The 18,612-nt window shown below is 62.6% G+C and carries 17 protein-coding genes and 1 pseudogene; 10 read left to right on the top strand and 8 right to left on the bottom strand.

Features of this window, described 5'->3' with window-relative positions; all coding sequences use genetic code 11:
• Positions 1 to 550 precede the first annotated feature (550 nt).
• The 4 genes from BG90_RS26400 (at position 551) to BG90_RS26385 (ending at position 4,747) form a co-directional block, all read left to right on the top strand.
• Entirely contained in the window at positions 551 to 2,599 is a 2,049-nt protein-coding gene (locus BG90_RS26400) for a PAS domain S-box protein (protein WP_010118856.1), read from the top strand.
• The gene (locus BG90_RS26395) at positions 2,596 to 3,243 is read left to right on the top strand and encodes a response regulator (RefSeq protein ID WP_010109031.1); all 648 of its coding nucleotides are present in this window, start codon (positions 2,596 to 2,598) and stop codon (positions 3,241 to 3,243) included. Before BG90_RS26400 ends, BG90_RS26395 begins: the two co-directional genes overlap by 4 nt.
• Before the next feature lie 298 nt (positions 3,244 to 3,541).
• Positions 3,542 to 3,952, top strand: a complete 411-nt coding sequence (locus BG90_RS26390) for a response regulator (RefSeq protein WP_010109033.1) — start codon at positions 3,542 to 3,544, stop codon at positions 3,950 to 3,952.
• Positions 3,953 to 3,964: 12 nt separating this feature from the next.
• The gene (locus BG90_RS26385) at positions 3,965 to 4,747 is read left to right on the top strand and encodes a helix-turn-helix domain-containing protein (protein ID WP_010109034.1); all 783 of its coding nucleotides are present in this window, start codon (positions 3,965 to 3,967) and stop codon (positions 4,745 to 4,747) included.
• Between the two features lie 279 nt (positions 4,748 to 5,026).
• Here the strand turns inward: BG90_RS26385 and BG90_RS36295 are convergent, their stop codons facing one another.
• The 4 genes from BG90_RS36295 to BG90_RS36290 form a co-directional block, all read right to left on the bottom strand.
• Complete coding sequence (locus tag BG90_RS36295) at positions 5,027 to 5,185, bottom strand: hypothetical protein (protein WP_157135652.1); 159 nt, start codon at positions 5,183 to 5,185, stop codon at positions 5,027 to 5,029.
• Positions 5,186 to 5,415: 230 nt separating this feature from the next.
• A complete protein-coding gene (locus BG90_RS34005; RefSeq protein WP_158335918.1) occupies positions 5,416 to 6,009 on the bottom strand; it encodes a LysE family translocator in 594 nt (197 codons plus the stop codon).
• 417 nt (positions 6,010 to 6,426) lie between these two features.
• Complete coding sequence (locus tag BG90_RS26380; RefSeq protein WP_025990235.1) at positions 6,427 to 7,467, bottom strand: 2-ketoarginine methyltransferase; 1,041 nt, start codon at positions 7,465 to 7,467, stop codon at positions 6,427 to 6,429.
• Positions 7,468 to 7,877: 410 nt separating this feature from the next.
• Complete coding sequence (locus BG90_RS36290; protein ID WP_157135654.1) at positions 7,878 to 8,108, bottom strand: hypothetical protein; 231 nt, start codon at positions 8,106 to 8,108, stop codon at positions 7,878 to 7,880.
• Between the two features lie 65 nt (positions 8,109 to 8,173).
• Between BG90_RS36290 and BG90_RS37580 the strand changes: the two genes are divergently transcribed.
• Positions 8,174 to 8,353, top strand: coding sequence for a GntR family transcriptional regulator (locus BG90_RS37580; protein WP_010109036.1), 180 nt, complete (start codon positions 8,174 to 8,176; stop codon positions 8,351 to 8,353).
• Between the two features lie 134 nt (positions 8,354 to 8,487).
• Here BG90_RS37580 and BG90_RS26365 read toward each other — a convergent pair whose 3' ends face one another.
• A complete protein-coding gene (locus tag BG90_RS26365; RefSeq protein WP_010118859.1) occupies positions 8,488 to 10,206 on the bottom strand; it encodes a CocE/NonD family hydrolase in 1,719 nt (572 codons plus the stop codon).
• A 381-nt stretch (positions 10,207 to 10,587) separates the two neighbouring features.
• Between BG90_RS26365 and BG90_RS26360 the strand changes: the two genes are divergently transcribed.
• Positions 10,588 to 10,767, top strand: a complete 180-nt coding sequence (locus BG90_RS26360; RefSeq protein ID WP_124072341.1) for a hypothetical protein — start codon at positions 10,588 to 10,590, stop codon at positions 10,765 to 10,767.
• Positions 10,768 to 11,108: 341 nt separating this feature from the next.
• On the opposite strand, the pseudogene BG90_RS37575 reads toward BG90_RS26360, so the two are convergent.
• A pseudogene (locus BG90_RS37575) lies at positions 11,109 to 11,419 on the bottom strand (IS3-like element ISBcen23 family transposase); the annotation flags it as partial.
• Positions 11,420 to 11,592: 173 nt separating this feature from the next.
• Entirely contained in the window at positions 11,593 to 11,835 is a 243-nt protein-coding gene (locus BG90_RS35735; RefSeq protein WP_124072342.1) for a hypothetical protein, read from the bottom strand.
• A 327-nt stretch (positions 11,836 to 12,162) separates the two neighbouring features.
• Between BG90_RS35735 and BG90_RS26350 the strand changes: the two genes are divergently transcribed.
• Together BG90_RS26350 and BG90_RS26345 are read left to right on the top strand one after the other, a co-directional pair.
• Complete coding sequence (locus BG90_RS26350; protein ID WP_010118877.1) at positions 12,163 to 13,581, top strand: amidase; 1,419 nt, start codon at positions 12,163 to 12,165, stop codon at positions 13,579 to 13,581.
• Entirely contained in the window at positions 13,578 to 13,895 is a 318-nt protein-coding gene (locus BG90_RS26345) for a hypothetical protein (RefSeq protein WP_124072343.1), read from the top strand. The genes BG90_RS26350 and BG90_RS26345 overlap by 4 nt, the downstream gene beginning before the upstream one ends.
• A gap of 192 nt (positions 13,896 to 14,087) precedes the next feature.
• Here the strand turns inward: BG90_RS26345 and BG90_RS26340 are convergent, their stop codons facing one another.
• Positions 14,088 to 14,222 carry an entericidin A/B family lipoprotein gene (locus BG90_RS26340; RefSeq protein ID WP_010109044.1) on the bottom strand — a complete coding sequence of 45 codons (135 nt, stop codon included), beginning with the start codon at positions 14,220 to 14,222 and terminating at the stop codon, positions 14,088 to 14,090.
• A 265-nt stretch (positions 14,223 to 14,487) separates the two neighbouring features.
• On the opposite strand from BG90_RS26340, the gene BG90_RS26335 reads away from it, so the two are divergent.
• Together BG90_RS26335 and BG90_RS26330 are read left to right on the top strand one after the other, a co-directional pair.
• The gene (locus BG90_RS26335) at positions 14,488 to 15,783 is read left to right on the top strand and encodes an aspartate carbamoyltransferase (RefSeq protein ID WP_010118881.1); all 1,296 of its coding nucleotides are present in this window, start codon (positions 14,488 to 14,490) and stop codon (positions 15,781 to 15,783) included.
• Positions 15,784 to 16,365: 582 nt separating this feature from the next.
• The gene (locus BG90_RS26330) at positions 16,366 to 18,612 is read left to right on the top strand and encodes a TonB-dependent receptor (RefSeq protein ID WP_010118883.1); all 2,247 of its coding nucleotides are present in this window, start codon (positions 16,366 to 16,368) and stop codon (positions 18,610 to 18,612) included.

Below are 18,612 nucleotides of genomic sequence, written 5' to 3'. Positions count from 1 at the left end.
TGGCCGTCGGCAGCGCGATCGGCCGGACGCCCCGGCTTCGACAACCGACATTCGACATTCGGCACCTCATGCGCCGCCGCTGCGCGGCGGGGATCCGCCGAACCGGCATCGAAGAAACGGTCATGAAAAGAACCGTGCGCAGTCGAATACGGCTAAAGGCATGGAAAACGCCAATGGAATGCGTCGCCGAATATCGGCGAATCGGACGGCGCACTTGTGACAACGGATGAAAAAGCGCAGTGCCGAGTGCTGCGCATTGACAGTTCGGCGCGCCGATGCCGCATCGCACGATGCGCCCCGCAGCGGGCATCCCTACGCCGCCGACGAGGCGCGAACATTGGCGCGGACGGCCGCGCCGGGCTCGAACGGATTGCCTGGCGGCGTAATATTTGAAAGAATCAGCCCCACAGCACCTCGGCGATGTCGCATTGCCGAAGATGGCAGGAATCACGCAAAATAACGGCATTCCAATTCCCGCCGCGCATCGAGCCCATCCGCTCGACGTTCCCCAACCAGCAACACCGGCATAACGAAGCATAGGTATGAATTCATGACCGCCAGCGGGATCAGCCCTGGCGCATCGAGCGATGCGTCCCGTACCGACCGGCGCGGCGCGCTCGTCGCCGTGATTGTCTCCGCGCTGGGATTCGCCGCATCGTACGGCGTCGCGCGGCTCGTGCTGCAGCAGGAGCGCGACGCCGCGCAAGCCCGCTTCGAGCGGCGCGCCGGGCACGTGACGACCACGCTGCGGCAAGAGCTGCTGACAGCCGCGACGGTGCTGCGCGGCGCGCGCGGCATGCTCGGCTCGAACGTTTCGCCCGCCGCCGTCGGCTGGCCGAACTATCAGGCGCAGCTCGATCTCGACCGCGCGCGCTCGCCGATCCGCTCGCTCGGCTTCGTCGACGCGAAGATCGTCATCGGCGCCACGCAGACGAACGTCGATCCGCAGACTCGCGACGCGCTGCTGCGCGCGGCGGATTCCGGCCTGGCCACGCTCGACGCGCACGCGACGCCGTCCGACCGCGCGTACGCGCCGGACAGCGGCGTCGGCGCGCTCTCGCTCTATCTGCCCGTCTACACGGAGAACGAAGCGCTGCTCGCCGCCGAGCGCCGCCGCGCCAGCACGTCGGGCTTCGTCGTCGCGACGCTCGATGCGCGGCGCCTCGTCGAGCTGTCGACCGCGAACGACCGCGACATCGACTTGCGCCTGACGGCGGGCGAGCCCGGCACGCTCGTCTACGCGACCGATCGCGAATACAACGGCGCCGACATGTCGCATCCGCCGCTCGCCCGCACCGAGCAGCTCAATTTCGGCGGCGCGCCGCTCACGCTCGCGTACACGACCGAGAACCGCTGGGCGGCGATCCGCTCGAACGCCGTCGCGACCACGGTGCTCGTCGCCGGCGCGGCGACGTCCGCGCTGCTCGCGGCGCTCGCGTATTTGCTCGTCAGCCGCCTCGGCGCGCGCGCCGCGAACGCCGACGACAGCCCGATCAACGAAGCGCGGATGATGGGCATCATCCGCTCGTCGATGGAAGCGATCATCACGATCGACGAGACGCAGACCGTCGTGATCTTCAATCCGGCCGCCGAGCGCGTGTTCGGCGTGTCCGCGATGGACGCGATCGGCTCGCCGCTCGCGCGCTTCATTCCCGAGCGCTTTCGCGCGGCGCACACGAGGCACGTCGAGCAGTTCGGCGTGACGGGCGTGTCCGACCGGCAGATGGGCAGCCAGCGCGTGCTGTTCGGGCTGCGCGAAAACGGCGAGGAGTTTCCGATCGAAGCGTCGATCTCGCAGATCCGCGACGGCTCCGGCAAGCTGTACACGGTGATGCTGCGCGACGTGACCGAGCGCGTGCGCGCCGAGACCGCGCTGCGGCAATCGCGCGAAGAGCTGCGCGAGCTGTCCGCGAATCTTCAGAACGTGCGCGAGGAAGAGAAGACGCGGATCGCGCGCGAGCTGCACGACGACCTCGGCCAGCAGCTCACCGCGCTCAAGATGGACGTATCGGCGATCGCGATCGCGCTCGCCCGCTATCGCGACGAGCAGCCCGACGCGCAGCCGGTCGTGGCCGTCGAGCAGCAATTGCACGGGATGCGCCGCCTGATCGATTCGACGGTTGCGTCGGTGCGGCGCATCGCGGCCGACCTGCGGCCCGTGATGCTCGACGATCTCGGCCTCGTGCCCGCGATCGAATGGCTCGCGAACGATTTCACGAACCGCTACGGGATCGACGTCGAGCGCCGGCTCGACACGGCCGACACGAGCTTCTCGAACGCCGGCGCGACGACGCTGTTCCGAATCGTCCAGGAGGCGCTGACGAACGTCGCGCGCCACGCGGACGCGACCCGCGTGACGCTGATGCTCGCGATCGACCAGGACCTCTGCGTGCTGCAGATCAAGGACGACGGCCGCGGCGTGCAGCCCGACGAGCGTCGCGACGCGCACGGCGACAAGTCGTTCGGCCTCATCGGCATCCGCGAACGCGCGCACATGCTGAGCGGCACCGTCACGACCGATTCCGCGCCCGGCCACGGCTTCTCGATCAAGGTCGCGCTGCCGCTCGCGGCGATCCGGCAACAGGACGCGTTTTCATGATCAAGGTCCTGATCGCGGACGATCACGCGCTCGTGCGCGACGGGCTGCGCCACATCCTCAGCAGCACGCCGGGCTTCGAAGTTGCCGGCGAGGCATGCGACGGCATCTCGACGATCGAGCTGATGCGCTCGGCCGACGCGCAGGTGCTCGTGCTCGACCTGTCGATGCCGGGCCGCAACGGCATCGATCTCATCAAGCAGATCAAGGAGGAGAAGCCGACGCTGCGGATCCTCGTGCTGACGATGCACGCGGAGCAGCAATACGCGTCGCGTGCGTTCCGCGCGGGCGCGTCCGGCTACATGACGAAGGAAAGCGCGAGCGCGGAGCTCGTCGGCGCGCTGACGAAGATCGCGGCGGGCGGCGTGTACGTGAGCCTCGCGATGGCCGAGCGGCTCGCGCAGAGCCTGAACGAGCCCACCGAATCGCTGCCGCACCAGCGCCTGTCGGACCGCGAGTTCGACGTGTTCCGCCGGATCGCCGCCGGCGAGACGATCACCGAGATCGCGCAGGCGCTCAACGTCAGCGCGAAGACGGTCAGCACCTACAAGGCGCGCATCCTCGAGAAGATGCAGATGCCGCACGACGCGGCGCTCGTCCGCTACGCGATGCGGCACAAGCTGTTCGACGACAGCGACGAGGTCTGATCGAGGTCCGGGCGGCGGCGCACCGGTGCCGAGCCGCCGCTGCGCGCACCGCACATTCCACCGCCCCGCCCCCGCCCAGGTTCGCCCGCGATCGGCCCGCCCATTTCTCCCCTCGACACTGCCCGCCAGCCCGCTCTTCCCACGTCTGTCCCTGACGTCGCACCGCCGCCGCCTCGCCATTTGTCCGCATCCGCTCAAACCCTCGTAGGGATATCCCTACAGCAACTGCGTCATCGCCTACCCCATTTTCACCCGGCGCTGATTTCGCGCCGCGATTAGGCAGACCATACTGCCGGTCATGGATGCACGCGAGTCAACTCCTCCGCTGAGAGTCTTTCTCGTCGACTACGCGGCCCCGGTCAGAGCGCGCCTTGCGTCGCTGCTCAAGACGATCCTCGGGGTCGAGGTGGTCGGCGAGGCCGAGGACGTCCCGGCTGCGATGACGGGCATTCTCGAATCAGGCGCCGACGTCGCCGTCATCGAGCTGAGATTGACGGGCGGCAGCGGACTGGAGTTGATTTCGGCGCTGACGCGCGCCGCGCCGCAGGTGGTCAAGATCGTGCTGACCAACCTGTCCGGAGCGGCATTTCGCGCGGCATGCAACGACGCAGGGGCGGATTTCTTCTTCGACAAGACCGCCGACGTGGACGCCGCATGCCGCGCCGTGAGAACCCTGGCCAGCGCGCGCCGAGCGAGCGCGGCCGAATGACAGGAGCAGATCATGTTGCAAGCGCAAACGCAGAACGCCTTCACGACCGCCGCCCGGCAGCGCGCGACGATGCCGCTGCGCGCGGTCGCGCGCGACGACGCGGCGAAGCGTCCGGCCACGCGCTGCTCGAGCTGCGCGATGCGCAGCGTCTGCATGCCCGCCGGCCTGACCGTCAACGAATTCGCCAAACTCGACGCGCTGATCTGCTCGACGCGCCAGATCAAGCGCGGCGACACGCTGTTTCGCACGCACGACACGTTCCAGAGCATCTATGCGGTGCGCACCGGCTCGTTCAAGACGGTCGTCATGCATCGCGACGGCCAGGAGCACGTGACGGGTTTTCAGATCGTCGGTGAAACGATGGGTCTCGACGGCGTGTGCAGCGGCCACCACAACAGCGACGCGATCGCGCTCGAGGACAGCACCGTCTGCATCATCCCGTTCGCGCAGCTCGAAGCGGTGTGCCGCGAAGTGAAGCCGATGCAGCACCACGTCCATCGGCTGATGAGCGGCGAAATCGTCCGAGAATCGAGCCAGATGATGCTGCTCGGCACGATGACGGCCGAGCAGCGCGTCGCCGCGTTCCTGCTCAACATGTCGGATCGCTTCCAGAAGCGCGGCTATTCGGCGGCCGAATTCAATCTGCGGATGACGCGCGAGGAGATCGGCGGCTATCTCGGGATGAAGCTCGAGACCGTCAGCCGGATGCTGTCGAAGTTCCAGCGTGACAAGCTGATCGCGCCGCGCGGCAAGCAGATTCGCATCATCGATCCGGTCGGGCTCGCGCGCGTGTGACGCGAGCGGGCCGCGCGGATCGCAGAACAATCGCTACGGGGAAAGAAAAAAGCTACGGGGATAGAAGAAGACCGGCAGGCCGAACACGACGGGGAAAAAGCTCGGCAAACCGGGCTGCGACGGGGCCGAACAATACGGGGAGCATACTGGCTGGCTGCTACGAGGAAAACGAGATCGAAGATCGACGAATTGTCACCCTGCCTCGAAAGAGGCGCTTCGGGACGGCGTAGCGATACGGCCGTCCATTTTTTTGCGACGCCCGGCCGCTTGCGCCGGGCGTCACGAGCGCACCGGCAGGACGAGCGTCGCCTGCCCGTTCGGATCGAACTGGAACGTCACACCGAATCGCTCGCCCGAATTGGCGGGCGGCTGATACGAAGGCGCGGTCAGCGGCCCGTTATCGCCGGGCTCTCGCGCGACACCGGCTGACTGAGCCATTCGACGCGCGCTCAAGGCAGGCGAGACGCGTGGCCAACCGCCCGATATGGCGGACGTCATCGTTTACCACGCGACGGGATTTTTGCGAGCCGAGCCGGAAAGCCCGTCCGGCACGCGGAATTTCGTTTGAAATCGACATACGCGCGCCCGCGAAGCAACCCCAGAAACGGATGGTCCTGTCGCAATAAGGATGATTGGGCGAGCAAAGGCAATATGATAAGCAATGGCCATCAGATCGAAAAAATAAGAAAAAAACCAAGACCCACAAAAACCAAACCTGACGCGTAGGCGCCATATTTCTCAGACAGCCGACCTGACAATGAAATCTTAGTAGCCAAATAAAGCACCGTCAAATCGGTAGAAATTTGCAGCGCCACAAAAATCAATCCCATAATCAATAACTGAACATAACTCGCATATCCGTTTGGCGTTACGAATTGAGGTAGAAGAGAAATAAAAAATAGCACCGCCTTGGGATTTAATATCTCCACCCAAAAACCTTGCAGAAAAGGTCCGCCTGACGATAATTCGGAATGACCTCCCCCATCCAAATCCTTCTTCTTGATATAATATGTTCGCCACAGCAATCTCAATCCAATCCAAAAAAAATACATCACACCGGTTATTTTTAAAAAAACCAATATTACGGGGAATCCCTTTATTAAAGTGGCCACCCCGAACGCCGTGAGAGTCGCTATTATTATTCCGCCGAATCCCATTCCAAGTATGTTCCAGGCCGCATCCATAATGCTCTGCTGCCGGGAAACAGCTATCACATATAAGAACGATGGCCCCGGAATTGCAAGAACCAGAACCGATGCCACAACAAATCCAATAAGTGACTCTAAATTCATAGCTTCGTCGCGTATGAGTTGACGATAGATTTCAACTTAGCTAGTGCGCCAGACACATGCCCTTCCAGATATGATAACGGCAATCTCACAAAAGGCTGTCGCTGATCGCGGTAGTTGCTTGAAGTGCAGAGGGTCAGCTCCCCACCATTCATCGAATAATCCGCAAACCTTTCCATATCGCATTAACCCGAATGACTCGATGACGTTTGTCGCCCCCACAAAGACAGAGAACCGTACCTCTAGGTTTCTTTTCAGCAATATCCTCAGACAACAAGGAGAGCATGCATGCCCCGGCCGCAATCATTACATTATCTCGAACGAAGGAGACATCATACTTCACCCACTTACCAGATATGATTGCGCCGGCCAATGAAAATAATCACATCCTCAAATCTTCCTCATCAAGAGATAACCAATCTCCAAAGCCGTTGAATCCACATGCGGTGATGTCGTTTCCTTTGCAAGAACCGAAAGACCCGCCTCATCAAAAATTTCGAGCCAAACCTCGTCCGAGACAAGGTGCTGCTCGGTAAAATAATGCAGCAAATAATATGGATTATAGTAAGCCAATGATAATCCGTGTTGCATTATTTTCTGCTCCTCTATTCGGTCTTCGACTTCGATGACTATAATTTTTACGCAAGGGAATCGATCAATAATTGCCCTCAAAAATCCGACCACCCCGGACCGCCCCGATTGACCAAGTATTTCGTGCAAGACGAACCCAAGAACCGTAAAATCCGGATTAAAATCGAAACCACTATTAATAAACTCAATGGCCCCCATATTAATTAATGACACCCTACTCTCAAGTTCATTTTTTTTAATAATAGCAAGTCCGGCCTCGTAGCCGCCGCGATCCGGCTCGACACCCAAGGCGTAAATTTCCGGTATCGCCCGGCAAAACTCTGCAAGGTACATGGCATTGCCACAGCCGAGATCCAGGAAATTTTTCTTGTTTCCTGGCGCCTTTGCCACAAGCGATCGAGTCAGGGGAATGGCATCGTAGTGACTGATTCCGCAACTTCCGATCCCCACCTTTGCCGCGTCTCGTGCTGCCCAATCCGCATCGACGGGCAGGCAACTGCCCATCTGCAAAAATGTTTTCCCGTACCCACCAATAAGCATCGTGTACCAACCACGAAACTTGTTGATCTCGATAGCGCGTTTTGAAACGAGATACTCCTTGTCTTTGCGAACCATCAAATCTTCGTTAACCAAATAGTCGAGAAACCCTTTTAGTTTCCTTTTATTCATTTTCATATCTTCTGCAATCGCATCCACCCGCGCCCATCCACTCCTCAACAGATAGTCGAAAACTTCGCTTTCGAAAAAATGAAAAATCATCGTGGCCTTAACGAAGCCTCGGATGGGATCAATTGCCGAGACCAACTCCTTCTCCACATTTGATTCAAAATCTGTTTTCATATATCTTCACCTGACCTCATGAAATTTAGTTGATTTATCCGGACAAGCGACGGCAAAATAACTATTAAAGGCGATAGCATTTAGCCACAAGGCATTCGGTCACCATGGCGAAATAGCGTGCCGCCCTGTGATCTGTCACTAGAGAAGCGGGCAGTGGAAGCACTGCTCACTGCAGCAAGCCCTATCTAGCGCCGGCTTGCATCAAGCGAAGCCGGATTTACGAAGAATGAAATTAAACTCTTATGCTTTTGTGAAATTAGCACAGTGACGGTTACCGTCAACCTGTCAACATAGACAGGTTTATAGCTTATCGATGATAATATCGCAGCACTCAAATATTATCTGACACCTGCTTATTTTAGCTAGCTGCGATGTATTCGTTTCACAAGAAATGCGGTTATCGGTTGCGCTCACGGAGCAAGGCGCAGATCTCGCGCATCAAGCAAGGCATCGGGCTGCGTCTGCTGACGCGTAAATCCAAATCGCAGGAACTCGAAGGCGTGGTCATCACCAATCTCGCGAACCTGTGGAACAGTTTCGGCAGCCCCATTTCCGTCAGGATTATATAGTTGCGTCCGCAACCAGATTGCGAGCCTATCCCTCCGAATACAGCTTGCCAGAATGACGATTTCATCGCTCATTCGGGTAGCCATACCATGGATTTCCAGATCAGCCGCCAAGATCGTCGCGACCTCGCCGGCCAGATTTGTCTGGCAACGGCGCGCGGCTGCCGTCGCCGCGCAAGCTCGCGCGCCAACTCGGCGTGTCGCGCAAGACGACGCTCGATGTGTTCGAGCGCCTGTCGAGCAAAGGGTATCTGCCGACGCGCACGGGCGTCGGCACGTTCGTCGCGTACGGCCCTGACGCGCGTTCCCAACGGACGTGATCAAGCGCGTCGCGACAACGGCATTCATACCGACGATTCCGTCGGCGACGCTGACAACGCGCTCGCCCGCGCGAACGAACGCGGGTCCGATATGCCGCCCGGGATGTCGATGCTGCCGTCGCGCGCGCCGGGCGTCACGAGCGCACCGGCAGGACGAGCGTCGCCTGCCTGTTCGGATCGAACTGGAACGTCACGCCGAATCGCTCGCCCGGATTGACGGGCGGCTGATAAAGGCTGTCGTACGTGTCGAGCACGATGCCGATGTGGTGGCCCGCCGGCACGTCGTACGCGGTCGCCGAGAACTCGATCGGAAAATCGACCGTCGCGCCCGGCGTCGCCCAGTGCACGGTCCGCGCGCCGTGCGTGATCAGCTTGCCGAAGCCGAGCGCGTCGACGTCGTACAGATATGCGACGACCTGCGCGCGCGCCTGCGACGGCGTCGCACGCAGGTTCAGCCTCGCGATTCCGCGCAAATGCAGCGGCGACGCGAGCGGCGCGCCTTCGTAGCGGACGCCCGTCGCGAGATTGACGGTCGCGAGCTGATTGACGACGGGCGCGCCGAGGCTCTCGCCGAACGTCGACAGCACCGGAATCGGGCCGCTCGTCGCGGTCGTGTCCGAGAAGTTCTGGATCAGATCGGCGCCCGCGGCGCGGTTCGGCGCGCTCTGCAGCGTGCCCGAGACGCCCTTCGTGCACAGGCACGACAGGTCCCAGCGCAGCGCGCCGCGGGGCCCGACGTACAGCGTCCGTGCCTGCACGTTGCTCGCGGGCCACGTGTCGAACGACTCGCGCGTGTTCGTGAACTTGATCTGCATCGACACCTTCGGCTCGGTATCGACGCCGTTCCGCACGCCCTTCAGCCAGCGGTCGAACCAGCGGTGCGCCTGGTCGTACGGGTCGTTCGGCGCGCCCAAGAGCGCGCCCGGAATCTCGGCCTGCGCGTGGATGCCCGGATTCAGCAGCAGCTTCTTCGGCACCGTCAGCTGCGAGAACAGCTTCATCGACGAGTTCGGCGTGAACATGTCGTCTTCGAAGTTCTTGCTGATGAAGACGGGCGCGCCGCGGCGGTTCAGCGCGTCGAGGTAGGTCGACGGCGAGCGCACCTGCGCCCACGCGACGATCTCGTCGACCTTCGCCTGCGTCGTGTTCGGATCGAGGAGCGCCTTCACGTACTGGCCGACGATCGGATCGAGCCGCCCCGTCACCTTGCCGGACAGGAACAGCACCGCGCTCCACGTCGCGTTCGGCGACTGCTCGCCGTACAGCTGATCGACGAGGTCGCCCCAGCCGGAGAGCGCCGCCGCCGTCTTCAGCCGCTTGTCCTGCGCGAGCGCGAGGAGCGACAGCCCCGCGCCGTACGAGATCCCGCTCACCGCGAGCTTGTCGGGATCGGCAGGCGTGTTCGCGGACACCCAGTCGACCGCCGACGACACGTCCTTCACGTCCTGCGGACTCGCGACCTCGACCTGCCCGCCCGACAGGTAGAAGCCGCGCGCGGTATACGCGAGCACGATGTAGCCGTCCTGCGCGAGCTTGCGCTGCTGGCCGAGATATTCGAAGAAGTCGGACGCGGCCCAGCTCGAGATCATCACGATCGCCGGAAATTTCTGGTCGGGGCTCGTGATCTTCGGCAGGAACACGTTCGCGGTGAGCCGCGTGCCGTCCGTCGCCGTCACGGTCTGGTTGGCGACCCAGCAGGTGCCGTCCTTCGGCGACGTCACGCCGGGAAACTGGAACGGCGTCGTGTAGACGGCCGCTTCGGCGGGCGTTGCGGGCCGGCAGGACACGCCCGCGTGGGCAAGCGACGCCGCGAGCGCGACGCCCGCGCCCGCGATGAAACGCGCAAGCTTCATGTATCTCCTCCAATTTTTCTTGGATCTTGTTTAGTCGAACGCGCCGTAAGCGACCCGCCATCGGCGGTTTTTTTGCGCGACGCTGGCTGATTGAGCCATTCGTCGTGCGCAGGGTCAAGGCAGGCAGGACTCGGCGACGGCCGCCCGACGCGGCGGGCGTCGGCGTTCAGCGTTTGAGCCACAAGGCGAAAGCCTTGCGACGCGAGCCGGCCGACTCACCCGGCGGGCCGGGGATCGTTTGAAACCCGCTTGTAGCGCGTTCGTAAAGTAAACCCTCGAAACAGCGCGAGCAGGATGAATCGAGCGAAGGAGCGCGCCGAAACGAACCGGTTGCGCGTGCGCCGCTCGCCGCGCACGGAGCCGGACGGCATGCATCGCCGGATGCGCGTCGCCGATGCCCGAACGAGCGTACGACGCGCTCGGCAAAAACCGCGGCCGCACTTCGCGGCGGCGGCGGCGGCTGTGGCGGCGGCCACGGCAGCGGTCCGCGCCGGCGCCGCGCTCGCGCGCGCGCTGCCGCACCTGCAGGAAACCGCGCTCGCGATGATGAACGTGCTGTGACGCGGGGCGCGCGCCGTCGGCCTTGCGCCGGATGCCGGCCCGCCGATCGGGCTCGCGGCGCGCGCTGCTTGCTGCGGCCGAGACGCGGCGGCGGCGTCTCGCCGCGGTTCGCATGCGTATCACATCGCGTCGCGCAACGCGAGCAATGCCGAACCCGTGCAGATCGTCGTGTTCGCGGCGATCGGCGCGCATCGCGCGCGGAAGACGCCGCTGCCGCGCTGATGCCTCTCCGCTTGCTCGCGGCGTCAACGAATCGCAGCAGGCCGCCGGCTCGGGCCGGCGCGCCGCTGTTGGTCTGGCGATGCGCGCCCGGTCTTGCGATGATCGTCGCGATTGCGTTGCGCGGCATCGCGCTGCCAACGCATGACTTTTGCTGCGGCAAATTCCGCCCTGTTGTCCGACCGAATGAGCGCGAGCTCGCCATACAGCCGCCTGAGCCGCGACCGCGTCACGATCACGTCCTGCGAGCGCGGGCCGACACCCACTTCGATCGCCACGCATTCGCGGGGTATGCGTCGATCACGCACGGCATCTTCAGCCCCCGACCATCGGTCAATTGGTCATGCGCGAAGTCGTCGCTGCAAACCGAATGGGGCTGCGTCGCGCGAGGTAGGCGAAAATCATTGCCTCGGCGATGTCGGCAAGGTCGCCGTCCGGAATGCAATTCGGTAATCGGCAAGAAGTTCTCATTCGAACTGCCACACCGTGTCGTATAAGACCACATCTCCTGTTTTCCGTATTTCCTGACGCCTACTTTTTTCTATTTTTGCCTCATATTGTTCTAGAAAGCTCACGAGAAAATCACCATTAGGCGACCGACGGACGTCATCGACATGCCGGGATAATTAATGGGATCGGACCGATAGCAAAATCGACGTTATGACGCCATGTCAGCATGCCATGTGCTTCAATGTGAGAAAAACGCAAAGCGTCAAATTTTTCAGTTATATCTCCGCGCATAATCGCCACATAAATAAAATAACCGTGCCTTAACTTCTCAAAATCAGATTCATTAAATTTACATTGCATTCCCTTTTTTAATAATGCACATGCATCACTAAATTTCATATTTGATCGCTTCCGGCCGTGCAGAAATATTATCCCTTCCGGCTTTCAGTTCTGGAGCATCGGCGTTCAATGATATTGCCATTTCAAAAGTGATATAGACTCCCGAGTTAGTCGGTTGCCGATGAAGCTGGCAGCCTGAGATACGGTTTGTTGCAGTTCATTTGAATTTGTGCACCATTTTTTCGAATTCCGATATATTGATAGACGCCGCCCCACTTCCCGATACGATTAATTAATCAAAATAATGAGAAAGATATAGCTGAAGTAATGGATGCACAGTTCCGCTGCCATTCCGGCCGGCACTCCAATTCCTTCTATTAACGTCCAATGGCCAAGTACGACGAGGTCGCATTTCTAGATGTGGCTCAGGTTTCCGCACAGTTGCGGCTGCGCCGCATTTCCCCGGTCGAGTTGACCCACACGATGCTCGCGCGCATCAAGGCGCTCGACCCCATCCTGAACGCCTATATCTGTGTAACCGAAGCCACGGCACTGGAAGAGGCGAATCGAGCCGAACGCGAGCTCGCAGACGGGAAGGATCGGGGGCCGTTGCATGGGGTCCCCATTGCCGTGAAGGACATATTCGACATGAAAGGCGTCCCGACGACGGCAGGCATGAGCATCCGCGGAGACACCATCGCGACGGAAGACGCCACGGTCATCCGCCGCCTGCGGGATGCCGGTGCGGTCATTCTTGGCAAGCTCGCGATGACCGAAGGCGCGTACGCCGAGCACCGTGCTCCGTTTCCCACGCCTCGCAATTCCTGGCACGCCGCGTATTGGCCGGGCGCTTCGTCGAGCGGCAGTGGCGTCGCGGTGTCCGCCGGTCTCTGCTATGCGGCGCTCGCGTCGGAGACTGGCGGATCCATTCGTCTTCCCGCCGCAGCCAACGGAGTGACGGCCATCAAGCCCACGTGGGGGCGGGTGTCCCGAAATCGGACATTCGAACTCGCCGCGACGCTGGACCACGTCGGCGTAATCGCGCGTTCGGCAGCCGACGCCGCGACTGTCCTGCAGATCATCGCCGGCCCGGACCCCGCCGATCCGACCACGTCGCCGCGCGCCGCTCCTCACGTCGCCACGGAATTGCGTTCCAACCTCAAGGGAGTCCGGCTTGGCGTTGACGAATCGTGGCTCGGGGCACACCTTGACGACGCAACCACGCGAGCGATGTCGGACGCCATCGCGGCATTGCGTGACCCCGGCGCACAAATCGTTGAAGTGGCGCTGCCCGATGTCAATGAGATGATCTGGGATTGGTTCCCTGTCTGTGCGGTTCAAACCGCGCTCGCGCACGAAGCCACCTATCCCTCCCGCAAGAACGAATACGGCCAGAGTCTCGCCATGTTGATTGAGCAAGGGCGCGCGCTGTCCGGCACCGAGTACCATCGGCTGCTGCAGCGTCGGCAAGCATTTCGGAGGGAAGTCCTGTCGGTGTTTGATTGCGTCAATTTCGTGGCACTGCCGGTGCTTCCCGCGGGCGTGCCGACGATCGAACGCATGTCGAAAATCGACGACGACCTGATTGCCGATATCCACCGCTTCACGTGTCCGTTCAATATGGCGAGCGTGCCGTCGGTGCTCTTGCCGTGCGGCGCTTCGGCAAACGGGCTTCCATTGGTTTTCCAACTGATCGGCGCCCCCTTCGACGAAGCCGCGCTCGTGAACGCTGCCGATGCATACCAACATGTGACCACATGGCACGCGAGACATCCGTTCCTGTCGAACACCGCAGAAAGCCGTTGAGCAAGCGCGATTGCATGCTTGACACGTCTGCGATGCGCCCTCCAGATACCGACGACCGCGTCGAGCATACGAGTGCAACTTCCGGAGAAGGTCAGCCCAGAGAGCGGATGCACATTCCCAATCGGTCGTATCCGCGGGATTTCAGCAAAGCCGTCATTTCGTTCCGGTTCGATGTCGACGCCCTGGAAATAAGGCCGAAACGCTCCTTCTGCATTGGTTTTCATCCGAACTGCAACGATGCCGCGGGTGTTGGTTTCGAGTCATACATCGGCATCCAGGTACGCGTGCATATCCAGGCCATTCTGGCCAGGTGAATTGTCCGGAATGCCCGTCAGCCTACCCGCCATCAACCGATGCCTGCGCTGGTCGGTTCCTCGTCCAAGCTCGTCGTGAGGTCAGCCCAAACCCGCGCGAGCGCCCGAAACGACGCGGGCCCGGCATCTCGCCGGGCCCGCCCACGCCGCCGTTCTCACGGCGGCCATCCCTTCGACAGGGAACTGCCTCGCTTACTTCGCCTTCTCGGCCGTGTCCGAGATCGCCTGGCCGCCCTTCGAAATGTCCTGGCCGACGCCGGCGATCGTGTTGCAGCCGGCAAGCGCGGCGGTCAGGATCAGCAGGGCAGCAGCAATCGCGCGATTCATTCTCACTCTCCTTGTCAATGCGGGCTCTTTGCGAGCGACCGACGTATCGGAATCCCTCCGCGCGCAGCGGCGCGGGGACCGATCCCGATTATACGGACGCGCCCATCGCACGGGACAAAGCAATTGTTAAACGTGGTTGGGCTCATGCGACGCTTTTTCATGCGCCGCCGCGCCATCCGTCAACCTGCCCGCATTTTCTGCTTGACTTCGGCCGCCGGCGATCTACCATACGCATCGCGTATATTTCAGAGAGCCCAGCCAACCGATGTCCGTTCCTCAGCAAGCGTTCCTGCGCGACGCGATGCGCCGCCTCAACATGACCCGCGAAGCATTCGCGAACCGCATCGGCGTCAGCCGACGCGCGCTCGACACGTGGCTTTTGCCCGACGATTCGCAAGAATCGCGCGGGATGCCTGAAATCGTCGAGCGCTTCGTCTCCGAGATCGTCACGCGTCCGGAGCCCGTCGAAGGATATACGCAACGCGTAGATTCGCCACCCCCGCTCGCAAACCAGTTCCTGTTCGAAGGCCGGCCGCAGCTGCTGTCGGTCGACCAGTTCTCGCGCGACTCGGTCGAGGCGCTCTTTCGCGTCGCCGACGTGATGCAGCCGATCGCGCGCCGCCGCAAGATCTCGCGCGTGCTCGAAGGCGCGGTGCTCGGCAATCTGTTCTTCGAGGCGAGCACGCGCACGCGCGTGTCGTTCGGCGCGGCGTTCTGCCGGCTCGGCGGCTCGGTGTGCGACACGACGGGCTTCACGTTCTCGTCGATGGCGAAGGGCGAATCCATCTACGACACGAGCCGCGTGATGGCGGGCTACGTCGACGCGCTCGTGATCCGCCACCCCGAGCAAGGCTCGGTCGCCGAGTTCGCGCGCGCGACGAACCTGCCCGTGATCAACGGCGGCGACGGCCCCGGCGAGCATCCGAGCCAGGCGCTTCTCGACCTCTACACGATCCAGCGCGAGTTCTCGCGGCTCGGCAAGATCGTCGACGGCGCGCATATCGCGCTCGTCGGCGACCTGAAGTACGGCCGCACCGTCCACTCGCTCGTCAAGCTGCTCGCGCTGTATCGCGGGCTGAAGTTCACGCTCGTGTCGCCGCCGACGCTCGAAATGCCGACGTACATCGTCGAGCAGATCTCGAAGAACGGCCACGTGGTCGAGGAAACGCACGACCTCGCGGCGGGCCTGAAAGGCGCGGACGTCGTCTACGCGACGCGGATCCAGAAGGAGCGCTTCACCGACGAGTCGTTTGAAGGCTACACGCCGGATTTCCAGATCAACCAGGCGCTCGTCGATACGGCGTGCGGCCGCGACACGCTGATCATGCACCCGCTGCCGCGCGACAGCCGGCCGGGCGCGAACGATTTGTCGACCGACCTGAACCGCGACCCGCGCCTCGCGATCTTCCGCCAGACGGACAACGGGATTCCGGTGCGGATGGCGATCTTCGCGGTACTGCTCGGCGTCGAGCATCTGGTGCAGCACTCGATGCGCGACGCGACATGGCGTCCGCCCGCGTATCTCGGGCCGGAGGATGCGGTGTTTCACGGGATCGACTGATTCCGGCGGAAACGCGGCGGACATGGCGGGCGGCGGGCCGGGCGTCCATCGCCCGTCCGCTCGACGCCCGGACGACGTTCGTTCCGAGCACCTTGCCTGCGGGCGTCGGCCGCATCGACGGCCGCCCGGCCTTCCTCGGACTTTTCCCGCGCGCCCTTTCCCCGCCCGCTCGATTCCCGCTTTCCCGCTTTCCCGCGATCCGACGTCTCGCACGTTCCATGCGCGCCGTCGGCCGCCCGCCGCATCGCCTCCGCCGTCGCGCTCGCGCGGATCGCCTCGGCGTCTGCCTCCGGGCGCACGCCGGTGGCCGTTGCCACGACACAAGACGCCGGCGACGTCGCTCGCGACCTCCCGATGAACCAGCCGCCCGCAGGCCGACGCCCACCGTTTTCCTCTTTCCATTCAAAGAGATAGCCCGATCCATCGCTCATTGTTCGAGAAAACGTAACAAGAACGCTTCTCATTTATAAACTTATTCACTAAAATGGCGTCCGAAAACAATTTGTAATATTCGGGCGGGATGGCGTCGCGCATGCGGTTGTCTCGCCCGATCGAGTCACACCTGGCGAGGAAATACCACCGATGAAGTCGCGCTCCGACGAGTTGAAGCTCGGAAAATTCACCACCCTTTGCAGCGTGCTCGCCGCGAGCCCGGCGTTCGCGCAGGACGCCGCGCCGCCCGCCGCGACCACCGATCACGACAAGGAGCTCGCACCGATCCAGATCAAGGGCGCCGCGGAGCACGGCTACAAGGCCGACTTCTCGTCGTCGGTGAAATTCACCGCCCCGCTCGTCGACACGCCGAAATCCGTCACCGTGATTCCGCAGGAGCTGATCCACAACAGCGGCGCGGCCACGCTCACCGAAGCGCTGCGCACCGTGCCCGGCATCACGTTCGGCGCGGGCGAAGGCGGCAACCCGCTCGGCGATCGCCCGTTCATCCGCGGCTACGACACGCAGGGCAGCATGTTCGTCGACGGGATGCGCGACACGGGCGCCACCACGCGCGAAATCTTCAACACCGAGCGCATCGAGATCACGAAGGGCTCGGACGGCGCGTACGGCGGCCGCGGCGGCGCGGGCGGCAGCATCAATCTCGTCACGAAGGCGCCGCATCTCGGCACGACGGCCGAAGCAAGCGCGGGGCTCGGCACCGACCGCTACCGCCGCTTCACCGCCGACGGCAACTGGCAGTTCGCCGATCACGCCGCATTCCGCCTGAACCTGATGAGCCACAACAACGACGTCGCCGGCCGCGACGCGGTGAACAACGAGCGCTGGGGCGTCGCGCCGTCGATCGCGTTCGGCCTCGGCACGGCGACGCGCGTGACCGCGAGCTACTATCACCTGTCGACCGACGATCTGCCCGACGGCGGCATTCCGTACTTCTACACGACGTCGAACAAGCCCGCGAACGTCGACACGATCTATCCGGCGAACGTCGACCGGCACAACTTCTATGGCCTCGTCAACCGCGACTTCCGCAAGACGACGTCGGACATCGGCACGATCCGCATCGAGCACGACATCACGCCGGGGCTGACGGTGCGCAACACCACGCGCTACACGGAGTCGTCGCAGGACTACATCTGGACGCAGCCCGACGACAGCCAGGGCAACGTGATCAACGGCCGCGTCTGGCGCCGCAACAACAACCGCTACAGCACGGTCAACAGCCTCGCGAACCAGACCGAGCTGTTCGGCGAATTCCGCACGGGCCCGTTCAAGCACAGCTTCACGACGGGCATCGAGCTGTCGCGCGAATGGGGCAAGCGCGACTCGTACGCAGTCGACACCGGCACCGGCAAGATCTGCCAGCAGGGAATCGGCGCGGCGTCGGGCTACAACTGCACGAGCCTCTGGTCGCCGAATCCGAACGATCCGTGGGCCGGCTCGATCTCGCGCAACAACGACTACGCGCGTGCGCGCACCATCACGAAGTCGATCTACGGCTTCGACACGATCGAGCTGACGCCGCGCTGGCAGGTCAATGCGGGGCTGCGTCTCGACGACTACTCCACACGCTTCACCGATACGGCCGCGAACGGCGGCAAGACCTACACGCGCGACGACACGCTGTTCAACTGGCAGTTCGGCCTCGTGTTCAAGCCCGCGCAGAACGGCAGCATCTATGCGTCGTACGCGACGTCGTCGACGCCTGCGGGCGCGCTGCTTGGCGAAGGCTCCGAGTCGCAGTCGCTGACGCCCGGCCGCGGCGGCGTCGGCTCGAACGCGGACCAGCTCGCGCCGGAGAAGAACCGCAGCATCGAGGTCGGCACGAAGTGGAACGTGCTGAACGACAAGCTCTCGCTCACCGCCGCGCTGTTCCAGATCGACACGACGAACGCGCGCGTCACGCTGCCGAACAACCAGTATGCGATGGTCGGCAGCAAGCGCGTGCAGGGCGTCGAACTCGGCGTCGCGGGCCAGATCACGAAGCAGTGGCAGGTGTTCGGCGGCTATACGTACATGAAGAGCGCGCTGCGCGACAACGGCAAGAACACCGCCGACAACGGCCACCAGTTCCCGAACACGCCGAAGCACAGCTTCACGCTGTGGTCGAACTACGACGTGACGCCGAAGTTCACGGTCGGCGGCGGCGCGTTCTACATGTCGAAGGTGTTCGGCGACACCGCGAACCTGCGCGCCGTGCCGTCGTACTGGCGTTTCGACGCGATGGCGCAGTACCGGATCAACAAGAAGCTCGACCTGCAACTGAACGTGAACAACCTGTTCAACCGCACGTACTTCGATCAGGCATATCCGGCGCACTACGCGTCGATCGCACCGGGCCGCTCGGCGTTCGTCACGCTGAACGCGCGCTACTGA

The sequence above is a fragment of the Burkholderia oklahomensis C6786 genome (assembly GCF_000959365.1).
Classification (GTDB): Bacteria; Pseudomonadota; Gammaproteobacteria; order Burkholderiales; family Burkholderiaceae; genus Burkholderia; species Burkholderia oklahomensis.
Note: the sequence above shows the minus strand (reverse complement) of the source record. Positions and strands in the feature narration are given on the sequence as shown.

Bases quoted from the DNA above. Each gene is read 5' to 3' on its own strand.
- BG90_RS26400 (WP_010118856.1), top strand. From the start codon at position 551: ATGACCGCCAGCGGGATCAGCCCTGGCGCATCGAGCGATGCGTCCCGT.
- BG90_RS26395 (WP_010109031.1), top strand. From the start codon at position 2,596: ATGATCAAGGTCCTGATCGCGGACGATCACGCGCTCGTGCGCGACGGG.
- BG90_RS26390 (WP_010109033.1), top strand. From the start codon at position 3,542: ATGGATGCACGCGAGTCAACTCCTCCGCTGAGAGTCTTTCTCGTCGAC.
- BG90_RS26385 (WP_010109034.1), top strand. From the start codon at position 3,965: ATGTTGCAAGCGCAAACGCAGAACGCCTTCACGACCGCCGCCCGGCAG.
- BG90_RS36295 (WP_157135652.1), bottom strand. From the start codon at position 5,185: ATGGCTCAGTCAGCCGGTGTCGCGCGAGAGCCCGGCGATAACGGGCCG.
- BG90_RS26380 (WP_025990235.1), bottom strand. From the start codon at position 7,467: ATGAAAACAGATTTTGAATCAAATGTGGAGAAGGAGTTGGTCTCGGCA.
- BG90_RS36290 (WP_157135654.1), bottom strand. From the start codon at position 8,108: ATGAGCGATGAAATCGTCATTCTGGCAAGCTGTATTCGGAGGGATAGG.
- BG90_RS26365 (WP_010118859.1), bottom strand. From the start codon at position 10,206: ATGAAGCTTGCGCGTTTCATCGCGGGCGCGGGCGTCGCGCTCGCGGCG.
- BG90_RS26360 (WP_124072341.1), top strand. From the start codon at position 10,588: ATGCGCGTCGCCGATGCCCGAACGAGCGTACGACGCGCTCGGCAAAAA.
- BG90_RS35735 (WP_124072342.1), bottom strand. From the start codon at position 11,835: ATGAAATTTAGTGATGCATGTGCATTATTAAAAAAGGGAATGCAATGT.
- BG90_RS26350 (WP_010118877.1), top strand. From the start codon at position 12,163: ATGGCCAAGTACGACGAGGTCGCATTTCTAGATGTGGCTCAGGTTTCC.
- BG90_RS26340 (WP_010109044.1), bottom strand. From the start codon at position 14,222: ATGAATCGCGCGATTGCTGCTGCCCTGCTGATCCTGACCGCCGCGCTT.
- BG90_RS26335 (WP_010118881.1), top strand. From the start codon at position 14,488: ATGTCCGTTCCTCAGCAAGCGTTCCTGCGCGACGCGATGCGCCGCCTC.
- BG90_RS26330 (WP_010118883.1), top strand. From the start codon at position 16,366: ATGAAGTCGCGCTCCGACGAGTTGAAGCTCGGAAAATTCACCACCCTT.